Genomic DNA, 13,059 nt, shown 5'->3' on the forward strand with positions numbered 1-13,059 from the left:
TGCAAAGGCTGAAACTGGTCGAGATCAAGTGGGCGATTGCAACGGCGGTAAACTACTAAGGCTTTGTGTTTGTTGCCACCGATAATTGTTCACGTTATCGCCCGTCAGCACAACGGGTGATTATTGAACGATCTTGCGCGGGCTCGCCGTGTGTTCTCTCGCCACCGTGCTGGAACTGTCGATTTCCTGAAGCAATACGTCATAGCCCCAGAGATCGGCGAGATGCTGCAGGACGAGCTTCGTGTCATTTTCCTGAAGATAGCAGCCATTCATCATGATGTGTTGCAGCAACAGCCGGCGGTCGCCGGCGAGATCGACATCGACGATATCGATTGCCGGATCGGTCCAGCCGATATCATATTCGCGGGAGAGCTGGCGGCGGATGCGCAAGTATCCACGCTCATTATGGATCGCCGAAACCAGCACCCCCTCGGTCTGTTCAGGATCGTCGTAGAGATGGAACAGCCGCAACTGCCGGATCAGGTTCGGGCTCAGAAACTGGCTGATAAAGCTCTCGTCCCGGTAATTGGCCCAGATGTCGCGCAGGACCGCCATCGCATCGCCTCGTCCAGCGATATCGGAAAACCATGTGCGGTCCTCTTCCGTCGGCTTCGTGACGATCCGCTCGATATCCTGCATCATCGCAAAACCAAGCGCATAGGGGTTGAAGCCCGAGAACCGCCGGTCGTCGTAGCTCGGCTGGAACACGACGTTGGCGTGCGACTTCAGGAATTCGAGGAAGTTTCCGTCGCTGATCTGCCCCCGCTCGTGAAGCCGGTTCATGATCTGGTAGTGGACGAAAGTGGCGGTTCCCTCGTTCATCACCTTGGTCTGCCGCTGGGGATGGAAATATTGCGCGACGTGGCGGACGATGCGGAGGATCTCGCGCTGCCACGGCTGCAGCCGCGGCGCCGATTTTTCAAGGAAGTAAAGGATGTTGTCCTGCGGAAGACCGAGGGCGGCGCGGCGCTTTTCCAGGCCGATGTCACCCGCCTTCCGGGCCTTGCCGACCGGAACCGTGCGCCATAGGTCGTTGAACATTTGCTCCTCGTGGGCGCGGCGCTCCTGCTGCCGCTTCTCCTCCTGGCGAAGATCGATGGTGGTCTTGCCCGCGTATCGATGTACGCCGTGCGACATCAGCGCATGGGCTGCGTCGAGCGTACGCTCGACGGCCGTCTCGCCGTAACGCTCCTCACAGCGGGTGATATAACCCTTGGCGAAATCGAGGTAATCGAGGATACCCTCCGCATCGGTCCAGAGCTTGAAGAGATAGTTGTTCTTGAAGAAGTGGTTGTGGCCGAAGGCCGCATGCGCGGTGACGAGCGTCTGCATCGTCGCCGTGTTCTCTTCCATCAGGTAGGAGATGCATGGAGAGCTGTTGATGACGATCTCATAGGCAAGGTCGCGCATCCCGCGGCGGTAGAAGGTTTCGTGATGCGCGAAGTGCTTGCCGAAAGACCAATGGCGGTAAAAGAGCGGCATGCCGGTGGAGGAATAGGCATCGAGCATCTGCTCCGAGGTGATGACTTCGATCTGGTTCGGATAGACATCGAGGCCGAGTTCGTTAAGCGCGATCTCCTCGCAGGCGTCGTGGATGCGCTGGAGCGTTGCGAAATCCCAGTCGGCTCCCTGGAACAAAAGCCGCTCTCTTGGTCTCATCGTTGTGGTCATGGCGTCACCCTCGACTGTGCGTCACGTTTCTGGAAGAGATCATGGAAAACAGGGAATATTTCGCTCCGCCGGCAGACCTTGCGCATCGAAAGCGGAAGCTCGGAACGGATCCCGTCATAGAGCATCCAAAGCGGTGAACGGGATATTGAGGAGTCGCCGCCCTCTTCGCCGACCTCGATATAGGCGAAATACTGGCACAGCGGCAAAATCTCGCGCAGCAGTTGCCCGGTCAGGTTTCCGTCCGAATGGGCGTTGTCGCCGTCCGAAGCCTGGGCGCCGTAGATATTCCACTCTGCCGGATCGAAACGCGCCGCGATGATCCCGCGCATTGCCGCAAGGGCGCTGGATACCAGCGTCCCGCCCGTCGCCGGACCATAGAAGAAGGTTTCCTCGTCGACCTCCTCGGCCTTGTCGGTATGACGGATGAAGACGATCTCCACTTTCTTGTATCGCTTCGACAGGAAAAGGTAGAGCAGCAGGTAGAACCGCTTCGCAAGGTCCTTCATGTGCTCTGACATGGAGCCTGAGACGTCCATCAGGCAGAACATCACGGCCTTCGCCACAGGCTTCGGCTCGTTTTCGAAGCGGCGATACCGCACGTCGAGCGGATCGATATAGGGAATGCGCCGGCTTTTTTCCGTCAGGGATTTGAGTTTTGCCTCAAGCGTCAGGCGGCTTTCGTCGTCCTCGCATTCCTCGATCTGTCGCTGCAGGGCTTCGATCTCTTCGCGACGCGGACGGTGAAGCGCGACGCGGCGCATCATCGCGAGCCTCGTCGTGCGACCGACGGCGATGTTGGACGGCGATCCCGATACGGAATAGCCGGCCCGCGACGGAGTTTCCTCCTCGGTTTCGGTCAGACGCCGCTTGGCAAGGTCGGGCAGTTCCAGGTCATCCAGAAACACATCGAGGAATTCCTCGCGCGTCAGCACGAAACGGAAGCCGTCCTCGCCATCGCCTTCGCCTGCATCTTTTGGTTTTCCACCCTTCCTACCCGGCGGCCGTGGAATGATATCGCCTTCGACAAAGGCCCTGTTTCCCGGCAGGATATGGTCGGCGACGCCGCCGTCGCCCCTTCGAAGGCTCGGTTCGGCCATTCCATCGATCGGCAGGCTGATCTCACCGCCGTCGAGCACATCGCGAATGTTCCGGTTTTGCAGAGAACGCTTTACCGCCTGCTGCACGGCGCCTTTCATGCGCCGAAGAAACCGTTGCCGATTTTCCAGACTTTTACCGCGCGGATTTAGCCGACGGTCGACAATGTGCATATTGGCTCCACATTAACTTGCCTGTTTGACGCGCATGTACCATTCGACGAGGCGCCGAACCTGCCTCTCCGTGTAGCCCCGCGCAGCCATGCGCGAGACGAACTCGCTGTGTTTCTTTTCTGTTTCCGAATCCTTCTTCGAACCGAAGGAAATGACCGGCAAAAGATCCTCGACCTGCGAGAACATTCGCTTCTCGATGACTTCCCGGATCTTCTCGTAGCTCGTCCATGACGGATTCTTTCCGCCGTTGGCTGCCCGCGATCTCAAGCAGAACTTGACGATTTCGTTGCGGAAATCCTTCGGATTGGCGATTCCCGCCGGCTTTTCGATTTTCGTCAGTTCCTGGTTGAGGAGCTCGCGATCGAGAAGCTGGCCGGTATCGGGATCCTTGAAGTCCACGTCTTCGATCCAGGCATCGGCATAATCCACGTAGCGGTCGAACAAATTCTGCCCGTAATCCGCATAGGACTCAAGATAGGCCTTCTGAATCTCATTGCCAATGAACTCTGCGTAACGTGGCGCAAGATCGGCCTTGATGAACTCCAGATACCGCTTCTCGACATCGTCGGAAAACTGCTCGCGGCGGATCGACTGCTCCAGCACATACATAAGATGAACCGGATCGGCGCCAATATCCGTGGTGTCGTGATTGAAGGTGGAGGCGAGCACCTTGAAGGCGAAGCGGGTCGATATGCCGTCCATGCCTTCGTCGATGCCGGCGGCATCCCGATATTCCTGGACACTGCGGGCGCGCGGATCCGTCTCCTTCAGGCTCTCGCCGTCATAGGTGCGCATCTTCGAGAAGTACGTCGAATTCTCATGTTTGCGCAGACGTGAAAGCACGGAGAAGCGGGCCAGCATTTCAAGCGTCGCGGGGGCGCATGGCGCATCGGCCAGTTCCGATCCCTCGATCAGCTTTTCGTAGATCTTCTGCTCTTCCGTTACGCGCAGGCAATAGGGCACCTTGATCACGCAAATACGGTCGATGAAGGCCTCGTTGTTCTTGTTGGCCTTGAAGGTTTGCCATTCCGCTTCATTCGAATGCGCAAGGACGATGCCGGAGAAGGGTATGGCGCCGATATTCTCGGAGCCGATATAGTTCCCCTCCTGCGTCGCCGTCAGCAGCGGATGCAGCATCTTGATCGGCGCCTTGAACATCTCGACGAATTCGAGCACGCCCTGATTGGCGCGGTTGAGGCCGCCCGAATAGCTGTAGGCATCGGGATCGTTCTGGGAATAGGTCTCCAGCTTGCGGATATCGACCTTGCCGACCAGCGACGAGATATCCTGATTGTTCTCGTCTCCAGGCTCGGTCTTGGCGATAGCGATCTGGCGCAACCGCGAAGGCTGTACCCTGACGACACGGAAGCGGGAAATATCGCCCCCAAAGTCATCGAGCCGCTTCAGGCACCACGGGCTCATCAGTCCGCTCAGGCGTCGCAGCGGAATGCCGTATTGCTCCTGCAGGAGCGATCCCATCGTGTCCGGGTCGAACAGGTTGAGTGGACTTTCGAAAACGGGGCTGATCTCGTCACCCGCCTTCAGCACGTAGATCGGATGAAGCTCCATCAGCAGCTTCAGCCGCTCCGCCAGCGATGACTTGCCGCCGCCGACCGGGCCGAGCAGATAAAGGATCTGCTTGCGCTCCTCGAGCCCCTGCGCCGCGTGCCGGAAGAAGGAAACGATGCGTTCGATTGTCTCTTCCATGCCGTGGAAGCCGACAAAGGCCGGATAGATCCGGATGGTCCGGTTCATGAATATCCGACCGAGGCGCGTGTCCCTGGCGGTGTCGACCATCTGCGGTTCGCCTATCGCGGCGAGCAGGCGCTCGGTCGCATTGGCATAGGCAAGTGGTTCCTTTTTGCAAAGGTCGAGATACTCCGCGATCGACATATCGGTTTCGCGACGCGCATCATAGGTGCGGGTGAACGCATCAAATACGGATTCACTCAGCATGGGCCCTCCATTCAAGGTTAATGCCACAGGCTCTAGGTCGTCATACCAAGGAGATGGACACGACATTCCTAAGAATCAATAGTTTCGCAGGTATATTCCACGCTCACCGGCTGTTTCTGGCAATGCACAAAAACGTGCATGCACCGGTTATTTTTTTACTCTACGAAACTGTTCCTTATTGTAGTGGAGAAGGGTGCCATCGCGGTATCAGCACATTTCGCGACGTGACAGAAAGATGAAAAAGGTGTGCAATGTCGCCCGTGATTCGAGCACTGGAGAAATCGACGATTGGCAGCCAATCTGCGCAAAGTCGATGCAGGACAGTGTGTGCCGATCCGCTTCAGACATGATGGAAACGGACGCATCGCGACTATGCGCCCGTCATCGTGATCATACGCTAACCGCGCGACTCAGCCGTTGAATGCCTTCTCCAGCGCGGCGACATCGATCTTGACCATGCCGAGCATCACTTCGGTTACGCGCCTGGCCCGCTCGCGGTTGCTGTCGGCGATCATTTCGGACAGCATGCGCGGCACGATCTGCCAGGAAAGACCCCATCGGTCCTTCAGCCAGCCGCAGGCCTCCGGCGTGCCGCCATTGGCGAGAAATGCCTCCCATATCCGATCGATCTCGGCCTGGCTTTCCACAAGAATCGCGATCGAGAAGGAATGATTGAAGCTATCGAGCGGGCCGGCCTTCATCGCCAGGAAGGCCTGGTCGGCGAGCGTGAACTCGATCAATTCGACACTGCCGGGAGGCCCGCTCGGCGTTTCCGCCGGCAAAATGGTGGTGCGACCGATCCTGGAGTCCGGGATAACAGACACATAGAATTCGACGGCTTCGCGTGCTTCCTCGGCGAACCAGAGATTTGAAACGACCTTCGGCATGAAACGGCCTCCTTGTTGACGGTGTTGATCCGGACTGCTGTCCGATGACCCAAGGACGCCCCATCGGCGCCGGTTCCGACAGGCCGCGAACCGAATTTTAGCCCCGCTCGCCCGCGTGACCACCATGGCCGCGCTCTGCGGCGGCATTGCTGCCCGCAACCTACCGCCCGGGATAGCGGCGGCTCGGGAATGAAAGCAGAACATCTTTTCTGGTCTTTCCTTCCCGAATCACTACATTACGCGCCATGAGCAATAGTTTCGACGATATGCCCTTCTTCGACGAAGAGCCGGGCGAGATGGCGCGCAAGCCGCAGCCGCCTGCCGCACCCGCCGAAAGGGCGCCCGTCGCCGGCGGCGGCATCGCGGCGCGCGCCATGGCGGCTCGCGACGGTGGCAAGCGGCCGGATTACCTCGCCGGGCTGAACCCCGAGCAGACCGAAGCCGTTGAAACGTTGGAAGGTCCCGTCCTCGTGCTGGCCGGCGCCGGCACCGGCAAGACGCGCGTACTGACGACCCGCATTGCCCATATCCTCAACACCGGCCGTGCCTTCCCCTCGCAGATCCTCGCCGTCACCTTCACCAACAAGGCGGCCCGCGAGATGAAGGAGCGCATCGCGCTGCTCGTCGGTGGCGCCGTCGAAGGCATGCCCTGGCTCGGCACCTTCCACTCGATCGGCGTCAAACTTCTGCGCCGCCACGGCGAGCTCGTCGGCCTGCGCTCCGATTTCACCATTCTCGATACCGACGACGTCGTCCGCCTGATCAAGCAGTTGATCCAGGCCGAAGGCCTCGACGACAAGCGCTGGCCGGCCAAGCAGTTCGCCGGCATGATCGACACCTGGAAGAACAAGGGTCTCGGCCCCGCCGATATCCCCGAGGGCGACGCCCGCGCCTTTGCCAATGGCCGCGGCCGCGATCTCTATTTTGCCTATCAGGCGCGCCTGACGACGCTGAACGCCTGCGACTTCGGCGACCTGCTGATGCATCCGATCGCGATCTTCCGCAAGAACCCGGATCTCTTGAAGGAATATCACGGCCGCTTCCGCTATATCCTCGTCGACGAGTATCAGGACACCAACACCGCTCAGTACATGTGGCTCAGGCTTCTCGCCCAGCGCCCCAAGGGCGAGCCGCAGAACGTCTGCTGCGTCGGCGACGACGATCAGTCGATCTATGGCTGGCGCGGCGCGGAGGTCGACAATATCCTGCGCTTCGAAAAGGATTTCCCCGGCGCCAAGGTGATCAAGCTCGAGCGCAACTACCGCTCGACCGAACATATCCTCGGGGCCGCTGCCCATCTGATCGCCCATAATGAGGGCCGCCTCGGCAAGACGCTGTTCACCGACCGCTCCGATCCCGACGACGTCAAGGTGCAGGTCCACGCCTCCTGGGATTCGGAGGAGGAAGCCCGCGCCATCGGCGAGGAGATCGAGCAGCTCCAGCGCGGCAAGCATCTGCTGAACGACATGGCGATCCTCGTGCGCGCCTCCTTCCAGATGCGTGAATTCGAAGACCGCTTCGTCACCCTCGGCCTCAACTACCGTGTCATCGGCGGCCCGCGCTTCTACGAGCGCCTGGAAATCCGCGATGCCATGGCCTATTTTCGCCTGGTCGCTCAAGCCTCCGACGACCTCGCCTTCGAACGCATCATCAACACGCCGAAGCGCGGCCTCGGCGACACGACGGTACGTGCGCTGCACGACTATGCCCGCGCCCGCGATATACCAATGCTTGCGGCGGCGGCCGACATTATCGAGACGGACGAGCTGAAGCCGAAGGCGCGAAAGGCGCTCTTCGACGTGATTCAATCTTTCCGCCGATGGCAGGAACTGCTTGAAAACACACCGCATACCGAACTTGCCGAGCAGATCCTCGAAGAGTCCGGCTATACCGACATGTGGAAGAACGACAAGAGCGCCGAAGCCCCCGGCCGCCTTGAGAACCTCAAGGAACTGATCCGCTCGATGGAAAGCTTCGAGTCGATGCGCGGCTTCCTCGAACACGTCTCGCTGGTGATGGATGCCGAGACCAACGAGAACCTCGACGCCGTGTCGATCATGACGCTGCATTCGGCCAAGGGCCTGGAATTCGACACCGTCTTCCTGCCCGGCTGGGAGGAAGGCCTCTTCCCGCACCAGCGCTCGCTCGATGAGAGCGGCCGCGCCGGCCTGGAGGAGGAACGCCGCCTCGCCTATGTCGGCATCACCCGCGCCAAGCACCGCTGCCACATCTGGTTCGTCTCCAACCGCCGCATCCATGGCCTCTGGCAATCGACCCTGCCCTCGCGTTTCCTCGACGAACTGCCGGAAACCCATGTCGAGGTCGCCGAAATGGAGCAGAGCTACGGCGGGTACGGCCGCGGCGGCTACGGCCAGTCCCGCTTCGACAAGGCCGAACCCTTCGCCAACTCCTATTCCACTCCCGGCTGGAAACGCGCCCAGGCCAACAAGACCGATGCCACGCGCGACAATTGGGGCACCCGCTCCGGCCACGCCGTCGAACGTATCGGCTACGGCGAGAGCGGCCCCAAGGGGCGCACCATCGAAGGCGAGCTGGTGGCGAAATCGACCTCATCGGAACCGTCGAGGTTCACGCTCGGCGACCGCGTGTTCCACCTGAAATTTGGCAACGGCAACATCACCGGCATCGAAGGCAACAAGCTGACGATCGAATTCGACCGGGCCGGACAGAAGCGGGTCTTGGACGGGTTCGTCGAGCGCGTGTGACCTCGCATCAACACGGCGCGAAAACCTTCACCCGAGCATCCGCATCCTTCCGAGCCCGAGAATATCGTTAATCAGGGCAATGCCGATTCCGGCGGCGACGATTCCCAATCCAATCAGGAAGAGCCGGCGAGACCGATCATATTTGACGGCAAAGAGAGAATCGCGCGCGAGCAGATCGGCAAAGACCTTCACCTGGACGGCGATGCCGATGGTCAGAAACAGCATCGGCGGAATATCGATGCGGCTCCAGTCGTTGGGATTGGAAACCCAGACACTAATAAAATTAAGGGAGAAGCCGAGGATGATCCCGGCCGCCGTCAGCGATCCGTTGCGGAACGTCGCATCGATCTTTTCGTCTGGATCGGGCTCGGACATGGCTTCGCTCCGGCTTGCTGCTGAGGCAAGAAAGGCAGAAATCGCGGCAGGGAGCAAGATCGACCTGGCGTAGCGCTTCGAGAAGGCGGACGAAATGCCGCAGCGGCGGAGAGCTGGTATATCGCCCATCGCCCCTTCCGCAAGCCGCACCGGCGCGATCTCCTGCTATCGCACGCATGTGCTTCCGCTCGCCAGAACCCATGGGCCGCCAAAAAAAGCCAATAATTCCAATGAGACAGTTTTGGTAACCGAAAGGTTAACGTGCGTCGCCCCGCGCCGTCAATCGCACTTCTACCCTGTCAAAACGTCGCTTTGACGCTTTGCGCAAATCAGCTTAGCCCAAAGGCTGCCCGCCCATGAAAGGCAGGCTTCACGACGAACTTTTCAAAGGAGGTTCAAGTGACCAGTGTTTCATCTCTCGGCAGCACAGTGACCCAGTACCAGTCTCCACTTTCCAGCCTCGACAAGAATGGCGACGGTGTCATTTCGGCGGACGAGTTGGCCGCCGCCTCGCCGTCATCGACATCGGGCACTACGTCGACCGACAGCGACGACAGCAGCACCGATATCGTCAAGAAGATCACCGCCGATATCCTGTCGCTGATGCTGTCCATGCAGAAGACCGACGGCAGCGACGATCAGGGCGACGGCAGCGATCAGAGCGACGACGATTCCAAGGGCGTCTTCGCAGCGATGGATACGAATGGCGACGGCAAGTTGACCGAGTCCGAATTCCTCGCCGCCGATCCGAACAGCATCAAGACTTCAGGTGATAGCGATCCGCTCCTCACCAAGGTGTTGAGCGACATGCAGACGGCCCTTCAGGCCTACCGCAATACCTACGGCGCTTCCGCCGCAGCAGGTGATTCCGCAGCCGATGACGTGGCGGCGGTCTAGCTGGCCAAGATCCGGGCTCTGCCGGGGGAGCCTCGATCCATCGATGCCGCACAAAGGCGTCCTACGCAGGCAGATCGATTTGCCGGCAATTGCCACCGTCGCGGGCTGCGATCCGGAAACCATGCACGAGCCGTTCCCATCCCTCCGCTCCATTTCAACACGAGAACCGCCGCCAGCTAACGCAATGATTGCATTAGAGCATTCTGTTTCGACGACTTACTACCGCTAGTGCCAGAATTAACACTTGCGCGTCCGCGCCTGGAAATCCACTAGTTGATCCATTCAGTGTGCTTGGCGTCTTGCACTGCAATAAAGCGAAGGGATTGGCCTTGATGAAAGCGCTGCTGCTCGTCGATATTCAGAACGGCTTCTGTCCGGGTGGCAATCTGCCGGTGCCGGAGGGCGACAAGGTGGTTCCCGTCGCAAACAGACTGATCGATAGCGGCAAATACGATTTGATCGTCGCCTCGCAGGACTGGCATCCGTCTGGCCATGGCAGCTTTGCCTCCGCCCATCCGGGTGCCGCCCCCTTCGAGATGGGGGAACTGTCGGGCAAACCGCAGATGATGTGGCCCGACCACTGTATTCAGGGTACGCTTGATGCCGAACTGCATCCCGAGCTCAAATCCGAAGAGATCGACCTGATCCAGCAGAAGGGCGAGAATCCCTATATCGACAGCTATTCGGCCTTCCGCGACAATGACCGCGACGCCTCGACCGGCCTTTCCGATTTCCTCGAGGACCAGGGCGTCACCGACCTAGACGTCTGCGGACTGGCAACCGACTATTGCGTCAAATTCTCTGCGCTCGACGCGCTGGAGATGATGCCTGGTGTCCGCGTGCGCTTCATCAAGGATGCAAGCCGCGGCATCACCCCCGAAGGCGTCGCCGCCGCCATCGAGGAAATGCGGGCGCATGGCATCGCGATCATCGACAGCGCCAAGGTCCTAGCCGGCTAGTTTAGCTCGGATAACGCCCGAAAAAATCGCATCGAATGTCGGATCGGTGCAAGTCAATCCGTCCTTGGCTCTGAACGCACCAACAATGGGAGTTGAGAGATGAGAAAGTTAGTTGCTGCCGCCTTCGTGAGTTTGGACGGCGTCATGCAGGCGCCCGGTGGGCCGCGGGAGGATCCGACCGGCGGCTTCACTCAGGGCGGCTGGACCGTCAACTATTGGGACGAGCCGATGGGCCAGTTCATGGGCGGGATCTTTACCGATCCCTTCGAACTGCTGCTCGGCCGCAAGACCTACGAAATCTTCGCCGCGCACTGGCCCTTCGTCGGGAAAGACGATCCGATTGGCAAAGTCTTCAACGCCGTGACCAAATATGTCGCGACCACTTCCGCAGAGCCGCTCACCTGGGCAAATTCCGTCGCCCTGCGCGGCGATGCAGCTGCCGAAATCGCCCGGTTGAAGCAGCTGGATGGCCCCGTCCTCCTGACACAGGGCAGCAGCGGCCTGTTGCAGACCCTGTTGGCGCATGACCTGATCGACGAGTTGCGGCTTCTGACTTTCCCGCTCGTGCTTGGCCCGGGCAAACGCCTGTTCGGTCAAGGCGCCAAGCCGGAGGCGCTGAAGCTCACCGCCAACACGGTATCGACGACAGGCGTCATCATGAGCGTCTACGAGCGTGCTGGCGCAATCAAGACAGGCACGTTCGAACTGGCGCAGCCCTCCGAGGCCGAAATCGCCCGCCGGGAGAGGATGAAGCGCGAGGGCTGATGCCTTCTGCCTTCCGCAATCTTTGCGGGGCGCGGCGCCGCCGCGTCCCGTTATCGGCTGCAGCGCCGCGCGTCCCTTCAAATGCGCAAGGAACGCCTTAAAACTATGCAGCAGTGCCTTTGCTCTTGTCGTCTCGCTCCAGCAGATAGATGTCCTCGGCCAGGTCCTCCATCTTCCTCAGAAGCGCCGCATGCGCATCACGAAGGCCCTGGTTGTAATAATGGGCGCCGATCTCGTCCGCGAAGAAATCGAGCAGGAATTCCGCCGGCAGCACGCCGATCGGCTGGTCGAGCTCGGCCTCGAAATAGCGGCGAATGCTGGCAACGATCGTCGCCTTCGCCTCCTTCGAAAATTCGATCTTCTTCATCATTGCCTCTTTGCCGAATGCGATCGGGACTTTGATGGTTCAGCAAAATCGATTGGTCAATCAAGGAAATTCAATTGCTGTTGCAAGCCATAGACCATAAGGGAAAACTTGTATTCCAACTGGACAAGATCGCATGAATCGCGCCGACTTTGTTGAAGGTTTGCGGGGTGGCTCCGCCGTTGCGCTGGCATCCGCGCCCTTTGGCGCTCTCTTCGGAGCGCTTGCGGTCGAAAACGGCTTGTCGCTCTCCGAAACCGCCTTCATGAGCGCCACCGTCTACGCCGGCGCTAGCCAGATGGTCGGTATCGAACTCTTCGGTCACAATGTCCACGCCTGGCTGATCGTGCTGTCGATCCTCGCCGTCAATTTCCGCCACGTGCTCTATTCGGCGGCCCTGGCGCGCTACATCGGCCATTTCACGCCGGTGCAGAAATTCTTCACCTTTTTCCTGCTCGTCGATCCGCAATTCGCCGAAGCGGTCAAGCGCGGCGAGGCCGGCCGGCAACTCACCTTCGCCTGGTATTTCGGCTTCGCCATCATCATCTACGTCCCCTGGGTGCTGATCAGCGTCGCCGGCGGCATGCTCGGCGGCTTCATTGGCGATCCCAAGGCCATCGGCCTCGACATCCTGCTGCCGGCTTATTTCCTTGGCATCGTCCTCGGCTTCCGCAAGCGAGACAATTTCCTGCCGGTGGCGCTCGTCAGCGCGGTGGCTTCCGTGCTCGCCTACCGCTATGTCGGCTCGCCCTGGCATGTCAGCCTCGGCGCCGCCGTCGGCATCGTGCTCGCCGCCGTGCTGCCTTTGCCGCAGCAAGAGCCTGATCTCGAAGCCGACGCCCTTCAATCCGAAGTGCACGAGGTCTGAGCCATGGAATTCGATCTTCACATGGCGCTCGTCATCCTGGCCGCAGCAGCTGCCACCTTCGCCACCCGCATCGGCGGATATATCCTCATCACCCGAATGAAGAGCATTCCGCCGCGCATGGAGGCGGCGCTGAATGCCGTGCCGGCCGCCGTGCTGACGACGCTGGTTGCACCCGCCTTCTTCATCGGCGGCTGGGAATCGAAGCTGGCGCTGATCGTCGCCCTCTTCATCGGCTTGCGCTTCACCCACACATGGATGCTGGTCGCCGCCTGGATCGTCGTGATGATCTGGCGCCATGCCGGCGGGTTCTGAGCACCGGCCCG

General features: G+C 60.0%; 12 protein-coding genes. 6 read left to right on the forward strand and 6 right to left on the reverse strand.

The features are described from left to right. Positions 1-120: 120 nt before the first annotated feature. The 4 genes from ACD590_RS13995 to ACD590_RS14010 all read right to left on the reverse strand — a co-directional run bounded on the left by ACD590_RS13995 (position 121) and on the right by ACD590_RS14010 (position 5,782). Positions 121-1,671 carry a SpoVR family protein gene (locus ACD590_RS13995; protein ID WP_018242829.1) on the reverse strand — a complete coding sequence of 517 codons (1,551 nt, stop codon included), beginning with the start codon at positions 1,669-1,671 and terminating at the stop codon, positions 121-123. Next, positions 1,668-2,939 (reverse strand): YeaH/YhbH family protein, encoded by a 1,272-nt coding sequence (locus ACD590_RS14000; protein ID WP_026230684.1) that lies wholly within the window; start codon positions 2,937-2,939, stop codon positions 1,668-1,670. The genes ACD590_RS13995 and ACD590_RS14000 overlap by 4 nt, the downstream gene beginning before the upstream one ends. A gap of 12 nt (positions 2,940-2,951) precedes the next feature. Then, the gene (locus ACD590_RS14005) at positions 2,952-4,895 is read right to left on the reverse strand and encodes a PrkA family serine protein kinase (RefSeq protein WP_018242831.1); all 1,944 of its coding nucleotides are present in this window, start codon (positions 4,893-4,895) and stop codon (positions 2,952-2,954) included. A 410-nt stretch (positions 4,896-5,305) separates the two neighbouring features. Next, a complete protein-coding gene (locus ACD590_RS14010) occupies positions 5,306-5,782 on the reverse strand; it encodes a VOC family protein (RefSeq protein WP_018242832.1) in 477 nt (158 codons plus the stop codon). A gap of 245 nt (positions 5,783-6,027) precedes the next feature. Between ACD590_RS14010 and ACD590_RS14015 the strand changes: the two genes are divergently transcribed. Beyond that, on the forward strand, positions 6,028-8,508 hold the full coding sequence (locus tag ACD590_RS14015; protein ID WP_018242833.1) for an ATP-dependent helicase: 2,481 nt from the start codon (positions 6,028-6,030) through the stop codon (positions 8,506-8,508). 27 nt (positions 8,509-8,535) lie between these two features. Here the strand turns inward: ACD590_RS14015 and ACD590_RS14020 are convergent, their stop codons facing one another. Next, positions 8,536-8,883, reverse strand: a complete 348-nt coding sequence (locus tag ACD590_RS14020; RefSeq protein ID WP_026188466.1) for a hypothetical protein — start codon at positions 8,881-8,883, stop codon at positions 8,536-8,538. A 399-nt stretch (positions 8,884-9,282) separates the two neighbouring features. Between ACD590_RS14020 and ACD590_RS14025 the strand changes: the two genes are divergently transcribed. The 3 genes from ACD590_RS14025 (at position 9,283) to ACD590_RS14035 (ending at position 11,504) form a co-directional block, all read left to right on the forward strand. Beyond that, on the forward strand, positions 9,283-9,780 hold the full coding sequence (locus tag ACD590_RS14025) for an EF-hand domain-containing protein (protein WP_018242835.1): 498 nt from the start codon (positions 9,283-9,285) through the stop codon (positions 9,778-9,780). A gap of 332 nt (positions 9,781-10,112) precedes the next feature. Beyond that, positions 10,113-10,739, forward strand: a complete 627-nt coding sequence (gene pncA, locus ACD590_RS14030) for a bifunctional nicotinamidase/pyrazinamidase (RefSeq protein ID WP_026188467.1) — start codon at positions 10,113-10,115, stop codon at positions 10,737-10,739. 99 nt (positions 10,740-10,838) lie between these two features. Further along, the gene (locus ACD590_RS14035; RefSeq protein ID WP_018242837.1) at positions 10,839-11,504 is read left to right on the forward strand and encodes a dihydrofolate reductase family protein; all 666 of its coding nucleotides are present in this window, start codon (positions 10,839-10,841) and stop codon (positions 11,502-11,504) included. A 103-nt stretch (positions 11,505-11,607) separates the two neighbouring features. Here the strand turns inward: ACD590_RS14035 and ACD590_RS14040 are convergent, their stop codons facing one another. Continuing rightward, on the reverse strand, positions 11,608-11,871 hold the full coding sequence (locus ACD590_RS14040) for a DUF2164 domain-containing protein (protein WP_026188468.1): 264 nt from the start codon (positions 11,869-11,871) through the stop codon (positions 11,608-11,610). 133 nt (positions 11,872-12,004) lie between these two features. On the opposite strand from ACD590_RS14040, the gene ACD590_RS14045 reads away from it, so the two are divergent. Continuing rightward, on the forward strand, positions 12,005-12,736 hold the full coding sequence (locus tag ACD590_RS14045) for an AzlC family ABC transporter permease (protein WP_018242839.1): 732 nt from the start codon (positions 12,005-12,007) through the stop codon (positions 12,734-12,736). A gap of 3 nt (positions 12,737-12,739) precedes the next feature. After that, on the forward strand, positions 12,740-13,048 hold the full coding sequence (locus ACD590_RS14050) for an AzlD family protein (RefSeq protein ID WP_018242840.1): 309 nt from the start codon (positions 12,740-12,742) through the stop codon (positions 13,046-13,048). Positions 13,049-13,059: the final 11 nt, after the last annotated feature.

The sequence above is a fragment of the Rhizobium sp. 862_C5_N1_2 genome (genome assembly GCF_051811205.1).
GTDB lineage: Bacteria > Pseudomonadota > Alphaproteobacteria > Rhizobiales > Rhizobiaceae > Rhizobium > Rhizobium leguminosarum.

Excerpts from the sequence above, each read along its gene's own strand:
- ACD590_RS13995 (WP_018242829.1), bottom strand. The coding sequence starts at position 1,671 with ATGACCACAACGATGAGACCAAGAGAGCGGCTTTTGTTCCAGGGAGCC.
- ACD590_RS14000 (WP_026230684.1), bottom strand. The coding sequence starts at position 2,939 with ATGCACATTGTCGACCGTCGGCTAAATCCGCGCGGTAAAAGTCTGGAA.
- ACD590_RS14005 (WP_018242831.1), bottom strand. The coding sequence starts at position 4,895 with ATGCTGAGTGAATCCGTATTTGATGCGTTCACCCGCACCTATGATGCG.
- ACD590_RS14010 (WP_018242832.1), bottom strand. The coding sequence starts at position 5,782 with ATGCCGAAGGTCGTTTCAAATCTCTGGTTCGCCGAGGAAGCACGCGAA.
- ACD590_RS14015 (WP_018242833.1), top strand. The coding sequence starts at position 6,028 with ATGAGCAATAGTTTCGACGATATGCCCTTCTTCGACGAAGAGCCGGGC.
- ACD590_RS14020 (WP_026188466.1), bottom strand. The coding sequence starts at position 8,883 with ATGTCCGAGCCCGATCCAGACGAAAAGATCGATGCGACGTTCCGCAAC.
- pncA (WP_026188467.1), top strand. The coding sequence starts at position 10,113 with ATGAAAGCGCTGCTGCTCGTCGATATTCAGAACGGCTTCTGTCCGGGT.
- ACD590_RS14035 (WP_018242837.1), top strand. The coding sequence starts at position 10,839 with ATGAGAAAGTTAGTTGCTGCCGCCTTCGTGAGTTTGGACGGCGTCATG.
- ACD590_RS14040 (WP_026188468.1), bottom strand. The coding sequence starts at position 11,871 with ATGAAGAAGATCGAATTTTCGAAGGAGGCGAAGGCGACGATCGTTGCC.
- ACD590_RS14045 (WP_018242839.1), top strand. The coding sequence starts at position 12,005 with ATGAATCGCGCCGACTTTGTTGAAGGTTTGCGGGGTGGCTCCGCCGTT.
- ACD590_RS14050 (WP_018242840.1), top strand. The coding sequence starts at position 12,740 with ATGGAATTCGATCTTCACATGGCGCTCGTCATCCTGGCCGCAGCAGCT.